The 23861-nt window shown below is 68.7% G+C and carries 24 protein-coding genes; 12 read left to right on the forward strand and 12 right to left on the reverse strand.

The genetic code is table 11. The annotated features are described in order from the left end of the window. Positions 1-27: 27 nt before the first annotated feature. Entirely contained in the window at positions 28-1230 is a 1203-nt protein-coding gene (nhaA, locus tag B0293_RS00145; protein WP_005166926.1) for a Na+/H+ antiporter NhaA, read from the reverse strand. 206 nt (positions 1231-1436) lie between these two features. Here nhaA and B0293_RS00150 point away from each other — a divergent pair, with 206 nt between their 5' ends. After that, a complete protein-coding gene (locus B0293_RS00150) occupies positions 1437-2897 on the forward strand; it encodes a peptide MFS transporter (protein ID WP_005166924.1) in 1461 nt (486 codons plus the stop codon). Positions 2898-2982: 85 nt separating this feature from the next. Here B0293_RS00150 and B0293_RS00155 read toward each other — a convergent pair whose 3' ends face one another. Then, entirely contained in the window at positions 2983-3702 is a 720-nt protein-coding gene (locus tag B0293_RS00155) for a VIT1/CCC1 transporter family protein (protein WP_005166922.1), read from the reverse strand. A 112-nt stretch (positions 3703-3814) separates the two neighbouring features. Here B0293_RS00155 and B0293_RS00160 point away from each other — a divergent pair, with 112 nt between their 5' ends. Together B0293_RS00160 and B0293_RS00165 are read left to right on the forward strand one after the other, a co-directional pair. Further along, on the forward strand, positions 3815-4282 hold the full coding sequence (locus B0293_RS00160) for an ATP-binding protein (RefSeq protein ID WP_005166920.1): 468 nt from the start codon (positions 3815-3817) through the stop codon (positions 4280-4282). Next, positions 4269-5012, forward strand: coding sequence for a tRNA(His) guanylyltransferase Thg1 family protein (locus tag B0293_RS00165; protein WP_005166919.1), 744 nt, complete (start codon positions 4269-4271; stop codon positions 5010-5012). Before B0293_RS00160 ends, B0293_RS00165 begins: the two co-directional genes overlap by 14 nt. Here B0293_RS00165 and B0293_RS00170 read toward each other — a convergent pair. Next, a complete protein-coding gene (locus B0293_RS00170) occupies positions 5009-5689 on the reverse strand; it encodes a DUF2848 domain-containing protein (RefSeq protein ID WP_005166917.1) in 681 nt (226 codons plus the stop codon). The two genes, B0293_RS00165 and B0293_RS00170, sit on opposite strands and share 4 nt — an antisense overlap. Positions 5690-5796: 107 nt before the next feature. Between B0293_RS00170 and B0293_RS00175 the strand changes: the two genes are divergently transcribed. Next, positions 5797-7104: an MFS transporter gene (locus tag B0293_RS00175; RefSeq protein WP_005166915.1), complete on the forward strand. Its 1308-nt coding sequence runs from the start codon at positions 5797-5799 to the stop codon at positions 7102-7104. Then, positions 7101-7436, forward strand: a complete 336-nt coding sequence (locus tag B0293_RS00180) for a cupin domain-containing protein (protein ID WP_005166913.1) — start codon at positions 7101-7103, stop codon at positions 7434-7436. Before B0293_RS00175 ends, B0293_RS00180 begins: the two co-directional genes overlap by 4 nt. A 56-nt stretch (positions 7437-7492) precedes the next feature. Here the strand turns inward: B0293_RS00180 and B0293_RS00185 are convergent, their stop codons facing one another. The 3 genes from B0293_RS00185 to B0293_RS00195 form a co-directional block, all read right to left on the reverse strand. Beyond that, positions 7493-7987, reverse strand: a complete 495-nt coding sequence (locus B0293_RS00185; protein WP_005166911.1) for a DUF6319 family protein — start codon at positions 7985-7987, stop codon at positions 7493-7495. Positions 7988-8152: 165 nt separating this feature from the next. Continuing rightward, positions 8153-10123, reverse strand: a complete 1971-nt coding sequence (gene acs, locus B0293_RS00190) for an acetate--CoA ligase (protein WP_005166909.1) — start codon at positions 10121-10123, stop codon at positions 8153-8155. A gap of 100 nt (positions 10124-10223) precedes the next feature. After that, positions 10224-10802 carry a GNAT family N-acetyltransferase gene (locus B0293_RS00195; RefSeq protein ID WP_005166908.1) on the reverse strand — a complete coding sequence of 193 codons (579 nt, stop codon included), beginning with the start codon at positions 10800-10802 and terminating at the stop codon, positions 10224-10226. Positions 10803-10917: 115 nt separating this feature from the next. Here B0293_RS00195 and B0293_RS00200 point away from each other — a divergent pair, with 115 nt between their 5' ends. The 5 genes from B0293_RS00200 (at position 10918) to B0293_RS00220 (ending at position 16247) form a co-directional block, all read left to right on the forward strand. Further along, positions 10918-11415, forward strand: a complete 498-nt coding sequence (locus B0293_RS00200) for a phosphoribosyltransferase (protein WP_005166906.1) — start codon at positions 10918-10920, stop codon at positions 11413-11415. Further along, complete coding sequence (locus tag B0293_RS00205) at positions 11412-12143, forward strand: Fic family protein (protein WP_005166904.1); 732 nt, start codon at positions 11412-11414, stop codon at positions 12141-12143. Before B0293_RS00200 ends, B0293_RS00205 begins: the two co-directional genes overlap by 4 nt. A gap of 158 nt (positions 12144-12301) precedes the next feature. Then, positions 12302-13060, forward strand: coding sequence for a 3-hydroxybutyrate dehydrogenase (locus B0293_RS00210; RefSeq protein WP_005166901.1), 759 nt, complete (start codon positions 12302-12304; stop codon positions 13058-13060). A gap of 17 nt (positions 13061-13077) precedes the next feature. Further along, the gene (locus B0293_RS00215) at positions 13078-14406 is read left to right on the forward strand and encodes an MFS transporter (protein ID WP_407640090.1); all 1329 of its coding nucleotides are present in this window, start codon (positions 13078-13080) and stop codon (positions 14404-14406) included. Continuing rightward, a complete protein-coding gene (locus tag B0293_RS00220) occupies positions 14403-16247 on the forward strand; it encodes a helix-turn-helix domain-containing protein (RefSeq protein WP_005166898.1) in 1845 nt (614 codons plus the stop codon). The genes B0293_RS00215 and B0293_RS00220 overlap by 4 nt, the downstream gene beginning before the upstream one ends. On the opposite strand, the gene B0293_RS00225 is transcribed toward B0293_RS00220, so the two are convergent. Next, positions 16225-16809, reverse strand: a complete 585-nt coding sequence (locus B0293_RS00225; protein ID WP_005166896.1) for a nitroreductase family protein — start codon at positions 16807-16809, stop codon at positions 16225-16227. The genes B0293_RS00220 and B0293_RS00225 overlap by 23 nt on opposite strands. Positions 16810-16813: 4 nt before the next feature. Next, the gene (locus tag B0293_RS00230) at positions 16814-18085 is read right to left on the reverse strand and encodes a tannase/feruloyl esterase family alpha/beta hydrolase (protein WP_209437362.1); all 1272 of its coding nucleotides are present in this window, start codon (positions 18083-18085) and stop codon (positions 16814-16816) included. A 118-nt stretch (positions 18086-18203) separates the two neighbouring features. Between B0293_RS00230 and B0293_RS00235 the strand changes: the two genes are divergently transcribed. Next, a complete protein-coding gene (locus B0293_RS00235; protein ID WP_039919726.1) occupies positions 18204-19058 on the forward strand; it encodes an extracellular catalytic domain type 1 short-chain-length polyhydroxyalkanoate depolymerase in 855 nt (284 codons plus the stop codon). Here B0293_RS00235 and B0293_RS00240 read toward each other — a convergent pair. Further along, positions 19035-19340, reverse strand: a complete 306-nt coding sequence (locus B0293_RS00240) for an ArsR/SmtB family transcription factor (protein ID WP_005166891.1) — start codon at positions 19338-19340, stop codon at positions 19035-19037. The genes B0293_RS00235 and B0293_RS00240 overlap by 24 nt on opposite strands. Before the next feature lie 52 nt (positions 19341-19392). On the opposite strand from B0293_RS00240, the gene B0293_RS00245 reads away from it, so the two are divergent. Beyond that, positions 19393-20562 carry an MFS transporter gene (locus B0293_RS00245; RefSeq protein ID WP_005166889.1) on the forward strand — a complete coding sequence of 390 codons (1170 nt, stop codon included), beginning with the start codon at positions 19393-19395 and terminating at the stop codon, positions 20560-20562. Positions 20563-20699: 137 nt separating this feature from the next. Here the strand turns inward: B0293_RS00245 and nicT are convergent, their stop codons facing one another. Genes nicT through B0293_RS00260 form a run of 3 tightly spaced genes read right to left on the reverse strand, consistent with a single transcriptional unit; the run spans position 20700 to position 23757 of the window. Further along, positions 20700-21803 carry a Nickel transporter NicT gene (gene nicT / locus B0293_RS00250; RefSeq protein ID WP_039919725.1) on the reverse strand — a complete coding sequence of 368 codons (1104 nt, stop codon included), beginning with the start codon at positions 21801-21803 and terminating at the stop codon, positions 20700-20702. Positions 21804-21811: 8 nt separating this feature from the next. Further along, positions 21812-22741, reverse strand: coding sequence for an N-acetylmuramic acid 6-phosphate etherase (locus tag B0293_RS00255; RefSeq protein WP_005166885.1), 930 nt, complete (start codon positions 22739-22741; stop codon positions 21812-21814). A gap of 17 nt (positions 22742-22758) precedes the next feature. Further along, positions 22759-23757, reverse strand: coding sequence for a MurR/RpiR family transcriptional regulator (locus tag B0293_RS00260; RefSeq protein ID WP_378245008.1), 999 nt, complete (start codon positions 23755-23757; stop codon positions 22759-22761). Positions 23758-23861 lie beyond the last annotated feature (104 nt).

A 23861-nucleotide genomic window follows, 5' to 3' on the forward strand; every position in this document is an offset into this window, starting at 1 on the left:
GGGCGCGGCGGACCGGGGAGTGTCGCGCTAGAGATCCTCTCGCGCGTGCACGCGACTGCGGTGCAGCAGCATCGCGGCCGCCGTCAGCGACGCGATGCCCGAGGCGATCAGCACCGCCGCCTTCGCCAGTTCGACGGCTTCCCCGTCGAGCGCGAGGTCGGCGATCAGCAGGCTCACCGTGAACCCGACGCCGCCGAGCATCGACAGCGCGCCGATGTCACGCCAGCCCATGCCCCGGGGTTTCTCCGCGAGCTTGAACTTCACCGCGAGCAGGCTGGCGCCGAAGATCCCGATCAGCTTCCCGCCGACCAGCCCGACCAGCACGGCCAGCGGCAACGCCGTGGTGAACACCGCGCCGAGCGACTCGCCGTCCACTTTGATCCCGGCCGCGAACAGCGCGAACAACGGCACCGCCACCGCGGCCGACCACGGCTGCAGCCGGTGTTCGAGCCGGATCGCGGGCGAATGCTCCTCGCCCTCGTCGGCGCGGACCCGGGTCAGCAGGCCGAGCGCGACGCCGGCGATGGTGGCGTGGATACCCGCCGAGTGCACCGCGACCCATGTGATCAGCGCCAGCGGAACGTAGATCCAGGCGCTGCGGACGCGGCGGTGCTGCAAGTAGGCGTACAGCGCGAGAGCGGCGAGGGCGATGCCTGCGGCGACGAGGTCGAACTTCGCGGTGAACAGGATCGCGATGACGAGGATCGCGCCGAGGTCGTCGACCACCGCCAGCGAGAGCAGGAAGACCCGGGCGCTGCTCGGCAGGTTCGACGCGGTCAGCGCGAGGACGCCGAGCGCGAACGCGATGTCCGTCGCGACCGGGATGGCCCACGCGCGCTCGATGCCCGGCGTTCCCCAGCCGACCCAGAGCGCGACCAGCGCCGGGACGATCATGCCGCCGATCGCGGCGACCACCGGCAGGATCGCCTGCTTGAACCGGGAGAGTTCGCCGACCACGAGTTCGCGTTTGAGTTCGAGCCCCGCGACGAAGAAGAACAGCGCGAGCAGGCCGTCCTTCGCCCAGTCGCCGATCGTCAGATTCAGGTGGAGGAATTCGGGGCCGAGCCGGAAATCGCGGATCGCGCGGTAAATGTCGTCGATGGGCGAATTCGCCCACAGGAGGGCTATCGCGGTGGCACCGAGCAGGATCAGCCCGCCGGTGGTCTCAGTGCGGAGATAGCGGGCGAAGTCGGCGACGACGGCTTTCGCGGGACGGTTGGGGCCGGACACGGCATCCTCCGGTTTTCGGCAACACGAATACTGTTGCCGACCAGGCTTCCCGGCGCACCTTGACATTATTTTAGCGCCTGGAGCTGCGGATTTCTCCCGTTCATGACGGCGACCACAAGATCCATCCGGATGTCGGTGTCAGTTCCACATGCTGGACTTCTAGCATGTGAGCGGAAAACGACAACGATGTCTTCGATAAGGACGGCATGGTGAGTACCTCTACCGAGGTCCAGCAAGACACGAGGTTCTTCGGGCACCCACGAGGGCTGGCGAACCTCTTCGGCGTCGAGATGTGGGAGCGGTTCTCGTACTACGGGATGCTCGGCATCCTCCCGATCTACCTCTACTACGAAGTCAGTCAGGGCGGCCTCGCGCTGCCGAAGGCCTCCGCGCTCGGCATCGTCGGCGCGTACGGCGGCATGGTCTACCTGTCGGCGGTGATCGGCGCCTGGGTCGCGGACCGCGTGCTCGGCTCCGAACGGACGCTGTTCTACAGCGCGATCCTGATCATGATCGGCCACATCAGCCTGGCCGTGCTGCCGGGATTGGCGGGCATCGGTGTCGGCCTCGCGTGCGTGGCCATCGGCAGCGGCGGGCTGAAGTCCAACGCCACCACCATCGTCGGGACGCTGTACGCGAAGGGCGACGAGCGTCGCGACGGTGGTTTCACGATCTTCTACATGGGAATCAACCTCGGCGGTTTCGTCGGGCCGCTGCTGACCGGGCTCGCGCAGAGCGAGATCGGTTTCCACGTCGGCTTCGGGCTCGCCGCGTTCGGTATGGCGCTCGGCCTGATCCAGTACACGATCGGCCGCAAGAACCTCGGCGAGAAGGCGAGCGAGATCCCGAACCCGCTGCCCGCCTCGCGGCGTCCGCTGGTCTTCGGCGGCACCGCCGTGGGCGTCGCGGCGATCGTGCTGCTCGTGGTGTTCGGCGTGATCAACCCGGCGAACCTGGTCGACGTCGTCGTCTGGGCCGTCGCGATCATCTCGGTGATCTACTTCGTGGTGATCATCACCAGCAAGAAGATCACCTCCGACGAACGCAGCCGGGTGTACTCGTTCATCCCGATGTTCATCGCGAGCGCCGCGTTCTTCTCGCTGTACCAGCAGCAGTTCACCGTCGTCGCGGCCTACACCGACGAACGGCTGAACCGGACGATCTTCGGCTGGGAGATGCCGGTCGCGTGGGTCAACTCGATCAACCCGGTCTTCATCATCCTGTTCGCGCCGGTGATCGCCGCGATCTGGACGAAACTCGGTTCGCGGCAGCCGTCCTCACCGGTCAAGTTCGTGCTCGGCACGGTCACCATGGGCGTGGCGTTCCTGCTGTTCCTCCCGATGGTCGGCAGCGGCAAGAACGCCAGCCCGCTGCTCGCGCTGGCGGGCATCCTGTTCGTGTTCACCATGGCGGAGCTGATGCTTTCGCCGGTCGGCCTCTCGCTGTCGACGAAACTCGCGCCGGAGGCCTTCCGGACGCAGATGGTGGCGCTGAACTTCCTGTCCATCTCGCTCGGCACGGCGATGTCCGGGAAGCTCGCCGAGTACTACACGGTGGACGACGAAGCGCCGTACTTCAGCATCGTCGGCGGTGTGGCCGTCGTGGTCGGTGTGGCGCTCCTGGTGGCGACGCCGATGATCCGCAAGCTGATGAAGGGCGTTCACTGACGCTCTTCTTCCCGCGCCGCCGGGCGACCCCCGGAGGTGCTGAAAGGGCCCTTCATCGCGTAGCACGCGGTGAAGGGCCCTTTCGCTACCCGACGGTCGTCCCGAACAGCACGCCGACGTAGTACGTCACCAGCATCGTCAGCGCGCCCACACCGACGTTTCGCGCGATCGCGCGGCCGACGCGGGCGTCGCCGAGTTTCGCGCTGACGAACCCGGTCAGCGCCAGTCCGACCACGACCGCCGACGCACACGCCCAGACCCGCGCCGAGGTCGATGTCCACACGATCGACAGCAGCGGCAGCAGCGCGCCGACGGTGAACGCCACCAGCGAGGCCCAGGCCGCCTGCCACGGGCTGGTCAGATTGTCCGGATCGATGCCGAGTTCGGCCTCCGCGTGCGCCTGCAGCGCGTCCTTTTCGGTCAGTTCGCGGGCCACCTGCGCGGCGAGTTCCGGGGAAAGGCCCTTCGCCTCGTAGATTTCCGCGAGTTCCCGTTCTTCGGCTTCGGGCATCTCTTTCAGTTCGCGCTTTTCCAGCCGCAACTGCGCGCGTTCGGTGTCGCGCTGTGTGCTCACCGAGACGTATTCGCCGCCCGCCATGGAAAGCGCGCCGGCGACCAGTCCCGCGATTCCCGCGGTCGCGATCGCGGTGGAGTCGGTGGTCGCGCCCGCGACACCGACCACGATGCCCGCCACCGACACGATCCCGTCGTTGGCGCCGAGGACCCCGGCGCGCAGCCAGTTCAGTTTGCCGCTCAGATCCGCGTGCGGTTCGTAGGGATGTCCGGTCGACACGGTTTCGGTCACCCTTTCAGTGAAACACGGAGAACGGGAATCGGCGAGAGGAAACCTTTTCGGTCAATGCAGGCAATCCTTATTGACTATTGCCTTACCTAAGTCCTCGGATAGGTTGCCGGACATGACCGAGGTGGTGATCCTGATCGGGCTCCAGGCGTCCGGGAAGACGACGTTCTTCCGGCGGGAGTTCGCGGATACGCACGTCCACCTCAGCAAGGACCACTTCCCGAACGCCAAGCAGCGGCAACGCCGCCAGCTGCGGATGCTGGACGAGGCGCTCGAGGACGGCCGTTCGGTGGTCGTGGACAACACCAACCCGTCGCCCGAGGAGTGGACGCCGCTGATCGAGGTCGCGAGGCGGCACGGCGCGCGCGTCGTCGGGTACTGGTTCCCGCCGGATCTCGAAGGTTCGCAAGAGCGCAACGCGCGCCGGGACCGGAAAACCCGGGTGCCCGACGTCGGTCTGTATGCGACTCTCAAGCGGCTGCGGCGACCGGCCGCGGAGGACGGTTTCGACGAGCTGTACACCGTCGGTTTCGACGGTGAAGGCGGGTTCGCGGTGGAACGGGGTGACCATGGACGCCGGTGATTTCGAGGCGCGGCAACGGGAACGCGAGTGGTTCCACGGCCTGACCGTGCCCCCGGGCTCCTGGACGGTGCTCCGCGTCGACGGCCGGGGCTTTTCCAAGTTCACCGAAGCCCGGTTCGAGAAACCGTTCGACCCCCGCTTCGCCGAGTGCATGGCCGAGGCGGCGAGCGCCCTGCTGACGGAGTTCGCTTCGCCTTACGTGTACACGGAAAGCGACGAGATCTCGCTCCTGCTCCCGCCCTCCGCCGAGTTGTTCGGCCGGGGCGTGGAGAAGCTCGTGTCGATCTCCGCGGGGGTCGCGTCGGCCGCGTTCACCCACGCGGCCGGGGTGCCCGCGCACTTCGACGGCCGGGTCTGGCTCGGCACGACGGCGGACGACGTCGTCGACTACTTCTCCTGGCGCCAGGCGGACGCGGCCCGCTGCGCGCTCAACGGCTGGTGCTACTGGATCCTGCGCAAGGCGGGGAAGTCGGCGAGCGAGGCCGGGGCGGCTCTCGAAGGCGCGGGCGTCTCCGAGAAGAACGAACTGCTTTTCGCGCACGGCGTCAACTTCGCCGAAGTCCCCGCCTGGCAGCGGCGCGGCGTCGGGCTGTACTGGGAATCCTTCGAGCGCACCGGTTTCGACCCGGTGCGCGGGATCGAGGTCTCCGCGACCCGCCGCCGCGTCCGCGTCGATCGGGAGTTGCCGATGAAGGCCGAGTACCGTGCCTTCCTCGGTGGACTGCTCTAGCCGATCGGTTCCGGCAGCCGTCGCACGGCGTAGGCGAGTTCGATCGTCTCGCCGGTCGCCGGGTCGCCCAGTTCCACGCGCCAGGAGTCGGCGAACTGGTCGACGCCGTGCACCATCGGGATGGTGCCCGAGATCAGCACGGTGCCCGGGGCGTACAGGTCGCGTTCGCGCAGCACGTCCAGCCAGTACGACGGCGGCAGCAGCTCCGCGAGCTTCCCTTGCTGGATCAGGGTTTCCCCCGCCCAGGCGGACAGCGTGAGGTCGTCGAGCCGGTCCTGGACGTCGACGAGCCGCCAGGCCTTGGCGGCGAGGACGTCGGGGCCGGCGTTCTTGCTCCACGCGACGCCGTGCGCTTCGAGCGCGCGGTCGGTGTGGTCGCAGGCGGCGGTCAGGAGGACGTCCTCGGGCGCGGGTCCGGTGATGACGATGGCCCACTCGGCCTCGCCGGAGGTCTTCTCGTGCTGCACCGGGACCTCTTCGGTCTGGCTCGCCAGGTACGGCGCGACCGGGTAGAGCGCCGGGATCACCGAAGGCGCGGGGACGCCGAGTTCGGCCAGTTCGGCCACGTGGGCGGCGACGTCCTCCTGGCTGCGACCGGCGTATCCGGCGTTCAGCAGCGTGTGGACCTCGGTCCGCCGCTCCTGGCCGTCGGGAAGGGTGAAACGCAGCTCAGGCATCTGTCCTCCGAGATTGGGGGTTGCGCATACAGCTTGTATACAAGGAGTATATCCGCAATTCAACCCCTCCCGGCGGGGTTGCGGACCTACTGCGGACGGATGTGGACATGACCTCACCAGCCGGTGACCGGCGCTCGTTGCACAAGGCCTTCGCGGCCAGCCTCTCGGGAACCGCGCTCGAGTGGTACGACTTCGCGGCCTACTCGGTGGCGGCCGCGACGATCTTCGGGCACCTCTTCTTCCCGTCGGAAGACCAGCTCGCGAGCACGATGGCGGCGTTCTCCACCTACGCCGTCGGTTACCTCGCCCGGCCGCTCGGCGGGTTCCTCTTCGGCCGCCTCGGCGACGTGCTCGGCCGCAAGCGCATCCTGGTCATGACCCTCGTGCTCACCGGCGTCGCGACGTTCCTCATCGGTGTCCTGCCCACGTACGAGAACATCGGCGGCTTCGCGGCCGTCCTGCTCGTGGCGCTGCGGTTCGTTCAGGGGGTCGGCATCGGCGGCGAATGGGGCGGCGCCGTCCTGCTGTCGAGCGAGTTCGGGGATCCGGGCAAACGCGGGTTCTGGGCGTCGGCCGCGCAGATCGGCCCGCCCGCGGGCAACCTGCTCGCCAACGGTGTCCTCGCCGTCCTCGCCGCGCTGCTCACCGAGGACCAGTTCAACAGCTGGGGCTGGCGGATCGCGTTCCTGCTGTCAGGCGCGCTGGTCGGGTTCGGCCTGTGGATCCGGCTCAAGCTGGAGGAGACGCCGGTCTTCAAGAAGATCCAGGAGCGCGGCGAGCGTTCGTCGGCGCCGATCTCGGAGGTCTTCCGCACCGAACGCCGCGCGCTCGTCGCGGCCGTGCTGATCCGGGTCTGCCCGGACGTCCTCTACGCGCTGTTCACCGTCTTCGTCCTCACGTACGTCACCACGCACACCGACCTGTCGCGCGGCGCCGGGCTGGCCGCGGTGATGATCGGTTCGGCGTTCCAGCTGGTGCTGATGCCGCTGTTCGGCGCGCTGTCGGACCGGGTCTCGCGGCGCAAGCTGTACCTGGTCGCGACCATCGCCGCCGGGATCTGGCCGTTCGTGTTCTTCCCGATGATCAGCGGCGGCTCGTTCGCGATGCTGGCGATCGGGATCGTGCTCGCGCTGGTCATCCACGCCGCGCTCTACGGGCCGCAGGCCGCGCTCGTCACCGAGCAGTTCTCGCCGCGCCTGCGCTACACCGGCAGCTCGCTGGCGTACACCCTCGCCGGGGTCATCGGCGGGGCGCCCGCGCCGCTGCTGTTCACGGCGCTGCTCGCCGGCTTCGACACCTGGGTGTCGATCGGCGTCTACTTGCTCGCGACCGCGGTGGTGAGCATCATCGGTGTCGTGCTCGCCCGCGACCCGGACCGCGAAGAGGAGGCCGCGGCCATGGAGCCCGCGCGATGACCTGGCAGCGAATGTCCACAGTGGAGGGTCTCCCGCTACTCGGCGGACAGGGCCGGTTCCGGACGCTCGCGACGGCGGAAGGCGGCCTGGCGTACGAGATCTTCTATCCGGCGGGCGTCGCTTCTCCCGTGCACAGCCACGATCACGACAGCATCGTGTACCTGCACACGGGTTCGCTGCGCGGCACGCTCGACGGCAGGGAAGTGACGCTGGAGGCGGGCGGCACGATCGTCCACCCGCGCGGCGTCCCGCACAGTGTCGAGGCCATTGTGGACAGTCAGTGGGTCGAGTTCAAGACGCCGCTGCCCGCGCGGCCACCGATCGCGGAATGAAAAAACCGGGGCGGGCACTGAAGTTTCCAGCGTCCGCCCCGGTCGGGAGGAAAGTCTCAGGCGTCCAGCTCGGCCAGCGCCAGCTTCGCCTTCTCCAGCTCCGCTTCGAGCTGGGCCACCTTAGCGGCCTGCAGTTCGCGAGCGGCGTTGATGACCTCGTCGATCGGGCCCGACAGGTCCGCGTGCAGCTCCTTGGCGGCACGGGACACGGCGGCGGCCGGGATCTCCAGGCCCTTCGCGACCCACTTGGCGCCGTTCTTGAGCTCGGCCTGCCACTCGCCGTCGGCGGTGCCGGTGACGGTGAGGGTCAGCTCGACGGTGCGGGTCTTCTTCGCGGTGGTGGCGACCTTCGGACGGCCACGCTTGGGCTTGGGGGACTCGGCCGTGTTCTCTTCGGCGGGGGTTTCCGAAGTCCCGGAAGCCTCGGGGGCCTCGGTCTTGGCCTCGGTGGACTCCGAGGTGGTCTCCGCCTGCGGCGTCGAGTCGACGGGCGCTTCGGTAGCCGCTTCTTCGGACACGGCGTCAGTGCGTGTCAAGGCATCCACGGTCATCGTCGGTGTCGTCTCCTTGCCCGGGTATGGGGTGGTACCCGGCACATCCTAGAACAGGCGTTCGAGTAGGGCGAACCGGGGTGTGGTAGGCGTGTCGGGTGACGGGAAAGGGGTGTTCAGGACGAAAAGTGTCCTGAACACCCCTTTCGCGACATTCTCGAGGGACTACTCCTCGGACTTGCCGGACTTCAGGCCCGAAGAGATCAGGTCCATCACCGACGAGTCGGCCAGCGTGGTGACGTCGCCGACCTGGCGGTTCTCGGCGACGTCGCGCAGCAGGCGGCGCATGATCTTGCCGGACCGCGTCTTCGGCAGCTCCTGCACGACCAGGATCTGCCGCGGCTTCGCGATCGGCCCGATCTCCTTGGCGACGTGGTTGCGCAGCTCCTGCACGGCCGCGTCGCCGCCATCCACCGCGTTGCCGCGCAGGATGACGAACGCGACGATGCCCTGGCCGGTGGTCGGGTCGGTCGCGCCGACGACGGCGGCCTCGGCGACCGTCGGGTGCGAGACCAGCGCGGACTCGACCTCGGTGGTCGAGATGCGGTGCCCGGACACGTTCATCACGTCGTCGACCCGGCCCAGCAGCCAGACGTCGCCGTCGGCGTCGTACTTCGCGCCGTCACCGGCGAAGTAGAAGCCCTGGTCGGCGAACCGCGACCAGTAGGTGTCGCGGAACCGCTCCTCGTCGCCCCAGATGCCGCGCAGCATCCCCGGCCACGGCTTGTCGAGCACCAGGTAGCCGCCGCCACCCTTGCCGACCTCGACACCCTGGTCGTCGACGACCTTCGCCGAGATGCCCGGCAGCGCCTTCTGCGCGGAGCCCGGCTTCGTGGCGGTGACGCCCGGCAGCGGCGAGATCATGATGCCGCCGGTCTCGGTCTGCCACCAGGTGTCGACGATCGGCGCCGAGTTCGCGCCGACGTTCTCGCGGTACCAGATCCACGCCTCGGGGTTGATCGGCTCGCCGACGCTGCCGAGCACGCGCAGCGAGGAGAGGTCGTACTTCTCCGGGATCTCGTTGCCCCACTTCATGAACGTGCGGATCAACGTCGGCGCGGTGTAGTAGATGGAGACCTTGTGCTGCTGCACGATCTCCCAGTGGCGGCCCTCGTGCGGGGTGTTCGGCGTGCCTTCGTAGACGACCTGCGTCGTCCGGTTCGCCAGCGGCCCGTACACGATGTACGTGTGCCCGGTGATCCAGCCGATGTCGGCGGTGCACCAGTAGACGTCTTCGCCGGCCTTGTGGTCGAAGACGTTGTGATGCGTGTACGCCGCCTGGGTCAGGTATCCGCCGGAGGTGTGCAGGATGCCCTTCGGCTTACCGGTGGTGCCGGAGGTGTAGAGGATGAAGAGCGGGTGCTCGGAGTCGAACGCCTGCGGCGCGTGCTCCGCGGACTGGCCGTCGACCAGTTCGTGCCACCAGAGGTCGCGGCCCTCGGTGATCGGCACCTCTTCGCCGGTGCGGCGGACGACGATGACCTTCTCGACCGATTCGGCGCCTTCGAGCGCTTCGTCGACATTGACCTTCATCGGCGCGGCCTTGCCGCGGCGGTACTGGCCGTCGGTGGTGATGACGATCCGCGCCGCCTGGTCGTCCACGCGGGATCGCAGCGCTGTCGGGGAAAAACCACCGAAGACGACACTGTGCAGAACACCGATGCGGGCGCACGCGAGCATCGCGAAGATCGCTTCGGGCACCATCGGCATCTGGATGGCGACGCGGTCTCCCGCGGTGAGGCCGAGGGACTCGAAGGCGTTCGCCGCCTTGGAAACCTCGTCCTTCAGCTGCGCGTAGGTGATGTCACGGTTGTCGCCGGGCTCGCCGACCCAGTGGATGGCGACCTGGTCGCCGTGCCCGCCGTCGACGTGGCGGTCGACACAGTTGTAGGCGACGTTCAGCTTCCCGCCCACGAACCACTTCGCCACCGGCGCATTGGTCCAGTCCAGTACTTGCGACCACTTCGTTTCCCAGTGCAGGCGCTCGGCCTGCTTGGCCCAGAACGCTTCCCGGTCTGCGTCGGCTTCGGCGTAGAAGTCGGCGGTGGCATTCGCTTGCGCGCTGAAAGCCTCACTCGGGGGGAAGGTCCTGCTCTCCGTGAGCAAATTGTCCAGCGCCGGCGACTGCTCGGTCATGGTGCGATGCCTCCTGTGTTTCGCGTGTCTTCACGCCCGTTGGCACGCTATCGACGTTACGACGCGAAGTAAAAGGTTGCATCGCGGTTGCGGACCGCATTCACACGCTTGAGGACAAAGCGGTACGGACCGCGGGCCATTCTGGTCCGGTCACCGAGTAGACAACGGTGTCACGGACGGTTCCGTCGGGCCGGACGCGATGCGCGCGCAGCACGCCTTCCCGTTGCGCGCCGAGGCGTTCGATCGCCTTCTGTGACTTCAGGTTGTGGATGTCGGTCTCCCATGACACACGGTTCGCGCCGAGGTCGTCGAAAGCGTGGCGCAGCAACAGGAGTTTCGACTCGCGGTTGAGCCCGGTCCGCTGCCAGGCGGAACCGATCCAGGTGTAGCCAAGGGAAATGATCTTGTGGTGCGCGTCCATCGCGTAGAACGACGTCGTGCCCGCGACCTCGCCGGTGCGCGCGTCGAGCTGCGCCCAGGCGCGGCGGCCGGGGTCGGCGAGGATGCCGTCGACCATGGCTTCGGCGGCGGCGAGGTCCGACGGCTGCCGGAGGCTGAGCCAGGTCCAGATCGCCGGGTCGGAGCCGGCCTCGAACAGGCCTTTGGCGTGGTCACGGGTGAGGGGTTCGAGGCGGACGCGTTCGCCGGTCAAGGTCGCATGGGTGTTCCAGTCGGTCACGATCTTGACGGTACGGACGGCAATGGCCTTGCTGGATAGCCAGTTTCGAAGCATTCGAGAAGGCCACTGGGGCGTTGCCTATGCTCGCGGGAACGATCGACGAAGGCGAGGCAGCATGGCCGAGGAGCGGGAAGAACTCACCTGGGAGTTGTTCGGGACGGCCAGCAGAGAGCTGGCGCAGGCCGTCGCCGACGACGGCTTCGAGCCGGACCTGATCCTGTCGATCGCGCGCGGCGGGCTGTTCGTCGCCGGTGCCCTCGGCTACGCGCTGGACGTCAAGAACCTGCACGTCATGAACGTCGAGTTCTATACCGGTGTGGACCAGCGCCTCGACCTGCCCGTGATGTTGCCGCCGGTGCCGAACGTCGTCGACCTGACGAAGAAGAAGGTGCTCGTCGCCGACGACGTCGCGGACACCGGCGCGACCCTGAAGCTGGTTCGCGACTTCTGTGCCGACCACGTCGCCGAGGTGCGCTGCGCCGTCGTCTACGAGAAGCCGCGCTCCGAGGTCAAATGCGAGTACGTGTGGAAGCACACGGACCGGTGGATCAACTTCCCGTGGTCGGTGCAGGCGCCGGTCGTGCGCCGCGAGGGTCAGGTGCTGGACGCGTGACGGATCCGCTGAAGCCGCTGCTGGACCTCGAAGGGGTCGCGGCGGCCGCGAAATCGGCCCAGGACGCGGTGTTCGCCGTCCACCGGCTGCCCGCCAACCTGCGCGGCGGCGCGGCGACGGCCGCCGAGGCGTCCGTGCGGTCGGCGCGGGCGTCGGCCGGGATCGAGGGCGCGGCGCCCGAACTGCCGGAATCCGGCGAGGTGACCGATCCGGTGCTGGCAGGCGCGCTGCGTGTCGCGGAAGCCTTGGAGGGCTTGCTCCCGACCTGGCGGCGGGCGCCGTTGCAGGCGTTGGCGCGCTTGCACGTTCTCGCCGCGTCGGACCTGGTGACGGACCTCGACGCGCTCGGGCGGCCGCGGTCGTCCGGCGACGTCGGCCCGCGGCTGGAGCTGCTGGCGCAACTGGTCACCGGCGCGACGTCGGTGCCGGGTCCGGTGCTGACCGCCGTCGTGCACGGAGAACTGTTGGCGCTGAAGCCTTTCGGCTCCGCGGACGGTGTCGTCGCGAGGGCGGCGGCGCGGCTTTCGGCGGTGGCGACGGGGCTCGATCCGAAGGCGCTGACGGTGCCGGAGGTCGCGTACTTCCGGCGGGTGCCGAAGTACATCGAGGCCGCTTCATCCTTCGCCGGCGGGACGCCCGACGGCGTCCGCGCTTGGCTGCTCTTCTCCTGCGAAGCCTTCGAGGCCGGTGCCCGCGAGGCGAAGTCCATCTCGGACGCCGCCGGCTGACCTCCCGCGTTTCGTCCTCTGAATGCGGTCCTTGCGTGTGCAACTACCGCATTCAGAGGACGAAATGCGAAAATGGGGTGAGCCCACATGGGATCTTGAGTAGGTGTGGTGCCTGACCACATGGTCTAAGCGCGCCCGGCGACCTAACGTCGTCCGGCATGAGTGGTGCGTATCACAGCGATCTGGCCGGTAAGTCCGCGCTGGTCACGGGCGCGGCGAGCGGGATCGGCCTGGCCTGCGCCGAAGCGTTGGCGCTGGCCGGGGCCAAGGTCCACCTCGTCGACATCGACGACGCCGTCGAGAAGGCGGCGGCCGACGTCAACGGCATCGCGCACGTCGCCGACCTCACCGACGACCGGGCCATCGAGACCCTTCCGGCCGAGGTCGACATCCTCGTCAACAACGCCGGCTTCCAGCACATCGCACCGATCCACGAGTTCCCGCCGGAGACGTTCACCCGCATCCAGGCGCTCATGGTCACCGCGCCGTTCCTGCTGATCCGCCGCGTGCTGCCGTGGATGTACGACCGCGGCCGCGGTCGCGTGATCAACATGTCCAGCGTCCACGGTCTCCGCGCGAGCCCGTTCAAATCCGCGTACGTCACCGCGAAGCACGCGCTCGAAGGACTCTCGAAGGTCACCGCGCTCGAAGGCGCGGAGCACGGGGTGACCAGCAACTGCGTCAACCCCGGCTACGTCCGGACCCCGCTGGTCACCGGCCAGCTCCAGGCGCAGGCCGAAGAACACGGGCTCGAACGCGACGCCGTCATCGAACAGGTCCTGCTGCGCCGGTCGGCGATCAAGCGGCTCATCGAACCCGAAGACGTCGCCGCGTGCGTGCTCTGGCTCTCCGGAGACCACGCCGCCCATGTCACCGGCACCTCGATCCCCCTCGACGGCGGCTGGACCGCCGCGTGAACCCCTCCTCGGAAAGGATGTCCCCGGTGACCGCGCAGAACCGTGGCTCGATCGCGAAAGTCGTCAGCGCCAGCCTGATCGGAACGACGATCGAGTGGTACGACTTCTTCCTCTACACCTCCGCCGCGGCGCTGGTGTTCGGCAAATTGTTCTTCCCCACCAACGATCCGCTGACCGGTACGCTGCTCGCGTTCCTGACCTACGCCGTCGGCTTCCTCGCGCGGCCGATCGGCGGGCTGGTGTTCGGGCACTTCGGCGACCGGGTCGGCCGCAAGAAGCTGCTGGTGCTGAGCCTGCTGCTGATGGGCGGTTCGACCTGCCTGATGGGTGTCCTCCCGACGTACGCCACCGTCGGCGTCCTGGCGCCGATTCTGCTGACGTTGCTGCGGCTGGTTCAGGGTTTCGCGCTCGGCGGCGAGTGGGGCGGCGCGGTGCTGATCGTCTCCGAACACGGCGACGACAAGCGGCGCGGGTTCTGGGCATCGTGGCCGCAATGCGGTGCGCCCGGCGGGAACCTGCTCGCGACGGCGGTTTTGGCGATCCTCGCCGCGACGCAGTCGGACGAGGCGTTCCTCAGCTGGGGCTGGCGGATCCCGTTCCTGCTTTCCGGTATCCTCGTGGTGATCGGGCTGTGGATCCGGCTCGCGGTCAGTGAATCCCCGGTGTTCCTCGCCGCGCAGAAGAAGAACGACACGGCCACGCACGCCCCCGTCGTCGAGGTGTTCCGCAAGAGCTGGCGCGCGGTGCTGATCACGATCGGTTCGCGGATGGCGGAGAACGTCTCCTACTACGTGATCACCGCGTTCATTCTCGTTTACGTCACCACCGGGCTGAGCCTGCCGAAATCGGTGGGACTCAACGCGGTGCTCATCGGTTCCGCCGTGCATTTCGTGACGATTCCCTTGTGGGGAATTCTTTCCGATCGGATCGGCCGCCGTCCCGTTTACCTGTTCGGCGCGATCGGCATGGCGGTGTGGAGTTTCGCGTTCTTCGCGATGCTCGACACGAAGAATTCCGGTGTCATCATTCTCGCGGCGACCGTCGGGCTGGTGCTGCACGGCGCGATGTACGGCCCGCAGGCCGCGTTCTTCTCCGAACAGTTCCCGACGCGGGTGCGCTACACCGGACTTTCGGTCGGCGGCCAGCTGTCGTCGATCGCGGCCGGTGCGGTGGCGCCGCTCATCGCGGTCGCGCTGTTCAAGGAGTTCGGCAGCACGGTCCCGGTCTCGCTCTACGTCGTCGCGATGTGCGCGCTGACCGTGATCGCGCTGCTCGCCGCGCGGGAGACCAAGGGCGAGTCCCTGCACTCCGAAGTTCTCGCGGAGCGCAGTCACGTGTCAGCATGACCGTTGTGGACAGTGCTGAGACGGCGAGGTCGTTGCGCCGGCTGCTCGAGCTGCTCGCCTCCGGGGCGGGCAGCGAGCAGCTGGCGCACGTCCCCGTCGATCCGAAGGCCACCGAGCTGGCGCTGCGGATCCGGGACACCGTCGCCGAGCACCGGCGGCGGGAGGCGGAGCTGGCCGCGTTGTTCGACACCGCCAGCGATCTGGCCCGGCTGGACGATCCGGACGCCGTCCTCCGGTCGATCGTGCGGCGGGCGCGGGCGCTGCTCGGCGTGGACGTCTCGTACCTCAGCCTGAAGAACGAGGCCGAGGGCAACACCTACGTCCGGGTCACCGACGGTTCGGTTTCCGCGCTGTTCCAGGACATCGTGCTGGGCATGGGCGAAGGGCTCGGCGGACTGGTCGCGCAGACCGCGCGGCCGTACGCGACGGCGGACTACTTCAACGACGAGCGGTTCCACCACACCTCGTCGATCGACACCGGGGTGCTCGACGAGGGGCTGACCGCGATCCTCGGGGTGCCGCTGGCGATCGGCAGCAAGGTCATCGGGGTGCTGTTCGCCTCGGACCGGGCGGCGCGGGAGTTCAGCGCGGAGGAGGTCGCGCTGCTGTCGTCGCTGGCCGACCACGCGGCGATCGCGCTGGACAACGCGCATCTGCTGGACGAGACGCGCCGCGCGGTCGCCGAGCTGAACGACGCCAACGCGACGATCAGCGCGCACAACGACGCGATGCGCCGCGCCGAAGACGCGCACGATCGGCTGATGGATCTCGTGCTGCGCGGCGGTGACCTGGCCGAGGTCGCCGCCGCCGTCGCGGACGTGCTCGGCGGCGCCATCGCCGTCTACGACGCCGAAGGTGTCGTCCTGGCCCGGACCGACGGGGAGCTGAGCCTCTCGCGCGCGGCGGTGTCGGCGTCCCGGACGAGCGGGCGGGCGGTGTCCACTGAGGACGGTTGGCTGTGCGCGGTCCAGGCGGGGCAGGAGTTCCTCGGCAGTCTCGTGCTGGGCGGCGGCCGGTCGCTCGGCGAGGCGGACCGGAGGCTGTTCGAGCGGGCGGGCGTGGTCACCGCGGTCCTGCTCATGCAACGGCGGTCCGTCGCGCGTGCCGAGGACGAGGTACGCGGGGAGCTGCTGTCGGATCTGCTCACCGCGCCCGGCCGGAATCCCGCCGCCTTGCTGGCGCGAGGACGGCGACTCGGAGTCGATTTGTCGATATCGCACGCGGTGCTGATCGCGCGTTCCGACGACGTCTCACGGCGACGGCTGGCCGCGGCGGCCGCCCGGCACGCGGCCCTGGTCGGTGTGCACGCGGACGAGGTCGTCCTGCTGGTCCGGGGAACGGACGCCGGCGCGCTCGCGAGATCTGTCGCCGCCGAACTCGGGTCCACAATGGACTGTCCGGTGACGGTGGGCGCGGCGGGTCCGGCCGCCTCGCCGCGCGAACTGGCCGTGGCGCACGCCGAGGCCGCGCGGTGCGTCGCGTCGCTACTGGCGCTGGGCCGGGTGGGCGAAGGCGCGAGCACGGCCGACCTCGGCTTCGTCGGGCTGCTCCTCGGCGAGCACGCCGATCTCGGCGCGTACGTGACGGCCACGATCGGGCCGGTGCTCGACTACGACGAACGCCGCGGCACGGATCTGATCGGCACCCTCCGCGCGTATTTCGCCTGTGGCGGCAACCTGACGAAGGCGAAGGATCAGCTTCACGTGCACGTCAACACCGTCGTGCAGCGGCTGGACCGCATCGCGTCACTGCTGGGCGAACACTGGCAGGCGCCCGAGCGCGCGCTGGAACTCCAGCTCGCGCTCAGGCTGCACCGCCTCACCAATGACCGAAACGGATGACCTCCTCGAATTCGCGGCGAGCGATCTTGGTCGCCGAAGAACCGGGCGACGGGCCGATTTCGGCGCCGTGCCCGAGCGCGACGACGCCGATCGGGTCGTGATCCTCGGGCACGCCGAACTCGCTGTGGAGACGCTCCACGCTTTCCGGCGCGAGCCCGAAGAACACCGCGCCGAGATCCTCGTCTACGGCCGTCTGGAGGATCAGCAGCGCCGCCATCCCGGTGTCGACGTCCCAATACGGCACGCGCCACCACGAGTCGTCACCTTCGGCGAAACCCTTGTCCGGCTTGGCGTAGCGGTCGAGGTAGGCGTTCTTGACCGAAAGCGGCACGATCGCGACCGGTGCCGTGGTCACGGTTTCCGGTGCCCAGCTCGCCCCGAACTCCCAGAACTTCGCGAGTTCTTCGCCGGTGAGGACGAGAAACCCTTGTCCCTGTGAGAAACCGGCCGAGGGACCCTTCAGCGCGTTACGCAGGATGCGCTGAAGGCTCGCCTCGGCGACGGGCTCGTCGGTGAACTTCCGGACCATGCGACGGCGTCGTACGACGTCCTGGAATTCCATGCGATCAGCTTAGTGCGCAACCGGTCGCCAGGTCGCCGTCTCCACGGGGGATGGTCGCGGAGGCGGGTGGGCGAACGCCGTCGAGCCAGCCTTCGAGAGCGGTGAAGGCCGTCCGGAAACATGGGCCGATAGGACGCAGCTTGCCGGGAAAGGCGTCGTACAACCCGTCGACGTGGTTGCCGTCGACGATCCGGTAATAGCGCTGTAGCCCGGCGCGGCCCTGATCGGCGATCATCCGCTGGTAGACGTCGGAATCGCGGGTGATCGGGAGGAGGGTGTCGAGGGTGCCGTGCAGGGTGATCAGCGGTTTGCCGATCCGGCCGGTCAGCGAGATCCGTTCGACCGCACGGTGCACCGACGGCGGACGGGTGGCGTAGTCGTAGCCGGTCCCGGTGAACGACGGATCGAATTCGGCTTGGTAGATCCGTTGGGTCAGCCCCCAGTAGACGTCGTTGTGGTACTGCCAGAGGAATTCCGATCCCGGCGCGAACCCGGCGTCGAGAATCTGGCGGTGGGCTTGTGCCGAACCGGCGACGTAAGCGGGGTAGGCCTCGATCGCGGGCGGCAGGAACGTGAACAGGTTCGGCCCGTCCTCGTGCCAGAGCGTGCCCTCCCAGTCGATGCCGCCGTCGTAGAGCCACGGCCGGTTCTCCAGCTGCCAGCGGACGAGGTAGCCGCCGTTCGACATCCCGGCCGCGAGGGTGCGGCTCGGCAGGCGTCCGTAGCGGTGCGCCACGGCGGCCTTCGCGGCGATGGTCAGCTGCGTGACCCGCGAATTCCACTCGGCGAGCGCGTCGCCGGGGCGCCGTCCGTCGGTGTGGAAGTCAGCGCCGGTGTTGCCCTTGTCGGTCGCGGCGAACGCGTAGCCGGCGGCGAGGACCTGGTCGCCGATCGCGCGGTCGTTCGCGTACTGGCGGCGCACGCCGGGGGAGCCGGAGATCACGAGGCCGCCGTTCCAGCGGTCGGGCAGCCGCAACACGAACTGCGCGTCGTGGTTCCAGCCGTGCGCGGTGTTGGCCGTCGAGGTGTCCGGGAAATAGCCGTCGATCTGGATGCCGGGAACACCTTGGGGGGCGGGGAGGCCTGCCGAGGTCAGCCCGGCCCAGTCGGCCTGGACCGTATGCCCGGTGACCAGTGTTCCGGTGGTCGTCAGATCGTCCAAACAGGACAGTTCTTGCTCGGCGGCGCCGGGAACGCGCACGTTCCCGCAACCGCTCGCCGCCTGGGCGGGCGTGGCCAGGGCCAGCATCATCGCGAGGACCAGAATGAGCCGCATCGGCCGACGGTAAGCGCGGTTTTCGCGCACTGGTATCCGGCGCGACCACATAAAACGGGCCGTCGCTGTGGTGGTCGTCCACGTGGGAACCGGGCGTCGGCGGTTTTAGCCTGAGGTGATGCGAAAACTCCTCATCGGCGCGGTGGTTTCGGCATTGGTCCTCTTCCTTTCTACTCCGGCGCAGGCGGCGACGATCCGTCCGGTGACCGGGTTCGGGAGCAATCCCGGTGCTTTGCAGATGTACGAATACGTTCCCGACGAGCTGCCGTCCGGACGTCCGGCGGTGGTGGTGCTGCACGGCTGCACCCAGGACGCCGCCGGCTACGCGAACGGCTCCGGCTGGGTCGAGCTCGCGGACAAGCTGCGGTTCAAACTCGTGCTGCCGCAACAGGTTTCGGCGAACAACTTCAACAAATGCTTCAACTGGTTCCAGCTGGGCGACAGCAAACGCGGGTCCGGGGAAGCCGAATCGATCGCGCAGATGGCGCGGTATTCGGCAGGGAGCCGCACGTACGTGACCGGCCTGTCCGCGGGTGGCGCGATGACCTCGGTGATGCTGGCGGCGTATCCGGACCTGTTCTCGGGCGGCGGTGTCGTGGCGGGGCTGCCCTACGCCTGCGCGACCTCGATGATCGACGCGTACTCCTGCATGAATCCCGGCAAGGATCTGACGCCGAGGCAGTGGGGTGACAAGGTGCGGGCCGCGAGTACGGGCGCGCGTTCGCCGGTCAGTGTCTGGCACGGGACCGCGGATTACACGGTCGCCCCGATGAACCTGCGCGAGCTTTCCGAGCAGTGGACGGACGTCGGCGCCGCCGTCGACACGCACTCCGTCAGCGGGATGGGGCACGGTCAGCCGATCGCGCCCGGGTCCGGTTGCGGGAAGGCGGGACCGTATCTGCTCGACGTCGGCGTCTGCGCCGCGGCGGAACTCGCGGCGAAATGGCGGCTAGCTGAGGACGGCGTCCAGTAAGCCGGGGAACCGCTTGTGGACGTCCTCGGTCCGTAGTTCGACCCAGCGGGTCCGGCCCTCGACGAACGTCGTCGTGAGGCCGGCCTCGCGCAGCACCTTCCAGTGGTGGGAAAGCGTCGGCGCGCTGATCTCGACGTCGTACTCGGTGATGGCGCAGCTTCGCGGCGAAGGGTTGCTACGCAGGGCGCGGATGAGCTCCAGGCGCACCGGGTCCGCCAGCGCTTGGAGCACCGGCACGATCTCGATCTCCTCGGTCGCCGGCTGCGGCAGCGTGGTGCTCACTTCGCTCCAAACTATTTGACAGTCATCGAATAGTCCGGCCACTATACCTCCCATGACGATTCGACGATCATCAAATGATCGGCTCGGCCTGGGGGCTCTGCTGGTACTCGCCGTCGGGACGTTCACCGTCGGCACCGACGGGTTCGTCCTGAACGGGCTGCTGCCCACCATCGCCGCCGACCTGCGCGTTTCCGAAGCCGTCGCAGGGCAGCTGACCACGGTCTTCGCGGTGACCTACGCGATCTCTTCGCCGCTCATCGCGGCCTTCACCGGACGGCTCGATCGGCGCTGGGTGCTCGGCGCGGGGATGGTGCTGTTCACGATCGGCATGGCCGGTCAGGCGATCGGCGAGTCCTTCGCCGTGGTCGCCGTCGCTCGCGTGCTGGCCGCCCTGGGCGCCGCCGCGTTCCAGTCCAACGCCTACGTCCTCGCCGGGGCGCTGGCCTCCGACGAGCGCCGCGGCCGTGCGCTGGCCACGGTGTCCAACGGGATGAGTGTGTCGATGGTGCTCGGCGTGCCGATCGGGGTACTCGCCGGGAACTGGTTCGGCTGGCGCGCGGTGATGTGGGGGATCGGCGCGGTGGCGCTGGTCGTGATGCTGCTCGTGCCGCTGCTGCCGGGGCTTCGGATGCCGACGGTGACCCTGCGCGACAGGCTCGCCGTCGTCGTGCGGCCGCCGATCGCGCGCGTGCTCGGCGTCAGCGTTCTCGGCACCGCCGCTGCCTTCGCGGCCTTCGTGTACCTGCCGGTGCTCGTGGCGCCGGTGGCGGCGGGCGCGATGATCTCGTGGCTGCTCGTCGGTTTCGGGATCGGGCAGATCGCGGGCAACGCCTTCGCGGGCCGGGCCACCGACTCGCTCGGCCCCGCGCGCGTCCGGTCGATCTCGCTCATCGGCACGGTCGCGACGTTCGCGCTGCTGGACGTCGCCGTGCTGAGCCTGCCCGGCGCGCTGGTCCTCGCGCTGGCTTCGGGGGTGTTCGGCGGGATGCTGATGGTGCCGCAGCAGCATCGGCTGTTCTCGCTGGCGCCTGACGCGCCGACGGTCGCCTTGGGACTCAACGGGTCCGCGATCTACGGCGGTGGCGCCCTCGGTGCCGCGCTGGGCGGCATCGTCCTGTCCTCGGCGGGCGTCTGGTGGGTCGGTCCCGTTGCCGCCTTCGTCGCCCTACTCGCCTTCGCGCTTTCGGTCCCTTCGCGCGCTCCGGTGGCTCAGTCCGCCTGACTGAGAGTGTCCCCAATGTGGCATTGGGGACACTCAGCGTCTCCAATGCCACATTGGGGGCAGCGGGTCGGCAACGAACACGTATCCCGGGCAACGTGATAGCAAAGGTCCCTTGCTCTCTTCCCGCAGGTCAGGGGCTACTTCGCGGGCAGCCGGGCCGACCAGCGCTCCTCGATGCGCGCGAAGCGCCATACGAGGAGCGCGAAGAGCCACGTAAGCACGAAGAGCGCTACGACCGCGTAGCCGACGTAGTCCAGGCTCAGCGAGCCGATCGCCGCGAGCGGTCCGGTCGTGATGCCGAACCGTTCGGTGACGATCGAGATCACCTCGATCGTCCCGATGAGCAGCGCGACCGCGACGGAAAGCGCCGTCACCGTCAGGTTGTAGTAGATCTTCCGCACCGGCTTCGCGAAGGCCCAGCCGTACGCGTAGTTCATGAAGCAGCCGTCGGCGGTGTCGAACAGCGTCATCCCCGCGGCGAACAGGATCGGCAGCACCAGGATCGCGTACCAGGGCAGGGAGAACGCGGCCGCGCCACCGGCGAGCACCAGCAGGCTGATCTCGGTCGCGGTGTCGAAGCCGAGCCCGAACAGCACGCCGATCGGGTAGATGTGCCAAGGCTTCCGCACCGCCTTGGTGGCGCCGCGCAGCAGGCGGTTCATGAACCCGCGGTTGTCGAGCTGCCGCTCCAGCGCCGCCTCGTCGAACTCGCCCCGCCGCATCCGCCGGAACACCTTCACGATGCCCACCAGCACCACGAGGTTCATGATCCCGATGAGGTACAGGAACACCGCCGAAACGGACGTCCCGATCAGCCCGGTCGCTTCGTGCAACGCCGACGTGTCGTCCTCGACGGCGCCGGCGAGCGCGCGGACGCCGAGCGACAGCAACAGGCACAGCACGAAAACGATCGTCGAGTGTCCCAGCGAGAACCAGAAACCGACCGACAGCGGCCGTTGCCCGTCGGCCATCAGCTTGCGGGTGGTGTTGTCGATCGCGGCGATGTGGTCCGCGTCGAACGCGTGCCGCATCCCGAGCACGAAGGCCGTCACGCCGAGGCCGACCCCGAACACGCCCGTGGCGCCGAGCTCGTATTGGCGCGGCGCCACGAAAAGCGTCAGGACCCCCCAGCCCACGACATTGAGGAACAGGATGAATCCGGCCATCCCGGCGACGGACACCCGTTCGCGTCGCGTGAGCGCGAGGCGTCGGGATGAACGGGGTTGCCCGCCGGTGCTCATCTGATCTTTCAGCTCGCGCGCACCCGCAGGGAGTCGAGAGCCTTCCGTACATGGCCATCGCTGGCCGTCAGCGCCTTCGCCGCGCTCGCGACGTCCTCGCCGGACAACAGATGGACCAGCGCCACCTTGAGGTCGCCGTCGGCCTCGGTGAGCGCGTCAGAGCAGTCCGCCATGCTCATCCCCGTGGCCTCGCGCAGGATCCGGATGGTCCGCCCGCGCAGCTTCGCGTTGGTCGCGCGCATGCTGACCATCAGGTTCGAGTACGTGCGGCCGAGCTTGATCATCGTCGCCGTGGAGAACGCGGTGAGGATGATCTTCTGCGCCGTGCCCGCCTTCATCCGCGTCGACCCGGCGATCGCCTCGGGGCCGGTGTCCACCGCGATGAGGACATCGACACCGGGCGGCGTCACCGCGGCCGGATTGCCCGAGACCAGCGCGGTCCGGGCACCGCGACGGCTGGCCGCGGCCAGCGCGCCGAGCACGTAGGGCGTCCGGCCGGAAGCCGTCAGCCCGAGCACGAAGTCACCGGGCGCGACGGTGTCCGCCACTTCGGCGGCTCCTGCCTTCGCGTTGTCCTCGGCGTCTTCGACGGCTTGACGCAGAGCGCGCGCGCCGCCCGCGTGATGCGCGATGAACCAGTCGGAGGGCACGTTGAACGTGGGCACGAGCTCCGCCGCGTCCAACGTCGCCAGCCTGCCGGAGGTACCGGCGCCGAAGTAGTGCACGCGGTGGCCCGACCGCAGCGCCTCCACGGCGAAGTCGACCGCCCGGGCCACCTGCGGCAAGACCGCGGCGACGGCTTCGGGGACCCTGCGGTCCTCGGCGTTGATCGCGCCGAGGATGCCCATGGTCGACATCAGGTCGATGTCGGTCGTCCGTGGATTTCGCTGTTCGGTTGGCGAATCGACGTGCACCACCTGGCGTGGGACGGTCATCATGCGCCTCACTTTTTCGCTCATTTGCCGGTTTCCCGCGGCCGCCGCCTGCCGTCGGGCCGTACGCCCAGCCGGTGCGAGCCAACCGCGTCCCTGGTCGCGTCGAGTGCGTTGACCGACGCGTCCATGTGCCGCTGCGCGACACCGATGAACAGGCAGTCGATGACGGTCAGCTGCGCGATGCGACTGGCGGTCGCACCGGAACGGAACGTCGTCTCCCGCGCGGCCGTGGTCAGCACGTGGTCGGCGACCTCGGTGATCGGCGAACGCGGGAAGTTCGTCACGGCGACGGTGATCGCGCCGTGCTCACGGGCCACACGCAGCGCCTCGACGGTGTCCGTGGTCGCGCCCGTGTGGGAGATGCCGATCGCGACGTCTCCGGGGCTCAGCACGGCGGCCGAGGTCAGCATGATGTGCGTGTCCGACCAGGCGAAGCTGACCCGTCCGATGCGGTGCAGCTTCTGCTGGAGATCCGCGGCCACGAACGCGCTCGCGCCCACGCCGTAGACGTCCACGCGGCCCGCGCCCGCCACGATGTCGATCACGCGCTGTAGCGACGGGACGTCGAGCTGGTCGGCGGTCTCCTCCACGGCACGCGCGTCCGCGAAGCTGACCTTGCCGATGACCGCGGCCAGGTCGTCCTCCGGCCCGATCTCGCCACCGAGGTTCCGGCTCGACCGCGCTTCGGACCGAGCGGTGTCGGCCGCCAGGGCGATCCTGAGCTGCGGGTATCCACCGACGCCGACCGCCTTGCAGAACCGCGTGACGGTGGTCTCGCTGGTGTTGGCCGCGAGCGCGACCTCGGTGATGCTGCGCCGCGCGACCTGCGCGGGGTCGTCCAGGACGACCTTCGCGACGCGCTGCTCGGCCCGGGCGAGCCCGGGCAGGAGGGAGCGAATCCGGACCAGCGGGCTCGCGTCAGCGTCCCGTGTCGGCTGCGCCGGCACGGCCTCGGACGGTGCGGCCGCGATTACGGAATCGGTATCGCCCACCGTGGGAAAGTTACTAACCGTTGGCATCTGCGACAAGGCTACCCACACCCTTCGGGAAGATCGCAACCTATCCGTGTCTGCGGATTCGATTTGCGATTAATCGTTGACCAGAAAGTCGCTAACCAGGTCGA

The sequence above is a fragment of the Amycolatopsis azurea DSM 43854 genome (assembly GCF_001995215.1).
Lineage (GTDB): Bacteria > Actinomycetota > Actinomycetes > Mycobacteriales > Pseudonocardiaceae > Amycolatopsis > Amycolatopsis azurea.

Bases quoted from the DNA above. Each gene is read 5' to 3' on its own strand.
- B0293_RS00160 (WP_005166920.1), top strand. From the start codon at position 3,815: ATGACCGAGGTGGTGATCCTGATCGGGCTCCAGGCGTCCGGGAAGACG.
- nicT (WP_039919725.1), bottom strand. From the start codon at position 21,803: ATGAGCACCGGCGGGCAACCCCGTTCATCCCGACGCCTCGCGCTCACG.
- B0293_RS00260 (WP_378245008.1), bottom strand. From the start codon at position 23,757: ATGCCAACGGTTAGTAACTTTCCCACGGTGGGCGATACCGATTCCGTA.
- B0293_RS00210 (WP_005166901.1), top strand. From the start codon at position 12,302: ATGAGTGGTGCGTATCACAGCGATCTGGCCGGTAAGTCCGCGCTGGTC.
- B0293_RS00165 (WP_005166919.1), top strand. From the start codon at position 4,269: ATGGACGCCGGTGATTTCGAGGCGCGGCAACGGGAACGCGAGTGGTTC.
- B0293_RS00255 (WP_005166885.1), bottom strand. From the start codon at position 22,741: ATGATGACCGTCCCACGCCAGGTGGTGCACGTCGATTCGCCAACCGAA.
- B0293_RS00235 (WP_039919726.1), top strand. From the start codon at position 18,204: ATGCGAAAACTCCTCATCGGCGCGGTGGTTTCGGCATTGGTCCTCTTC.
- B0293_RS00175 (WP_005166915.1), top strand. From the start codon at position 5,797: ATGACCTCACCAGCCGGTGACCGGCGCTCGTTGCACAAGGCCTTCGCG.
- acs (WP_005166909.1), bottom strand. From the start codon at position 10,123: ATGACCGAGCAGTCGCCGGCGCTGGACAATTTGCTCACGGAGAGCAGG.
- B0293_RS00185 (WP_005166911.1), bottom strand. From the start codon at position 7,987: ATGACCGTGGATGCCTTGACACGCACTGACGCCGTGTCCGAAGAAGCG.
- B0293_RS00170 (WP_005166917.1), bottom strand. From the start codon at position 5,689: ATGCCTGAGCTGCGTTTCACCCTTCCCGACGGCCAGGAGCGGCGGACC.
- B0293_RS00200 (WP_005166906.1), top strand. From the start codon at position 10,918: ATGGCCGAGGAGCGGGAAGAACTCACCTGGGAGTTGTTCGGGACGGCC.
- B0293_RS00245 (WP_005166889.1), top strand. From the start codon at position 19,393: ATGACGATTCGACGATCATCAAATGATCGGCTCGGCCTGGGGGCTCTG.
- B0293_RS00230 (WP_209437362.1), bottom strand. From the start codon at position 18,085: ATGCGGCTCATTCTGGTCCTCGCGATGATGCTGGCCCTGGCCACGCCC.
- B0293_RS00215 (WP_407640090.1), top strand. From the start codon at position 13,078: ATGTCCCCGGTGACCGCGCAGAACCGTGGCTCGATCGCGAAAGTCGTC.
- B0293_RS00180 (WP_005166913.1), top strand. From the start codon at position 7,101: ATGACCTGGCAGCGAATGTCCACAGTGGAGGGTCTCCCGCTACTCGGC.
- B0293_RS00150 (WP_005166924.1), top strand. From the start codon at position 1,437: ATGGTGAGTACCTCTACCGAGGTCCAGCAAGACACGAGGTTCTTCGGG.
- B0293_RS00225 (WP_005166896.1), bottom strand. From the start codon at position 16,809: ATGGAATTCCAGGACGTCGTACGACGCCGTCGCATGGTCCGGAAGTTC.
- B0293_RS00220 (WP_005166898.1), top strand. From the start codon at position 14,403: ATGACCGTTGTGGACAGTGCTGAGACGGCGAGGTCGTTGCGCCGGCTG.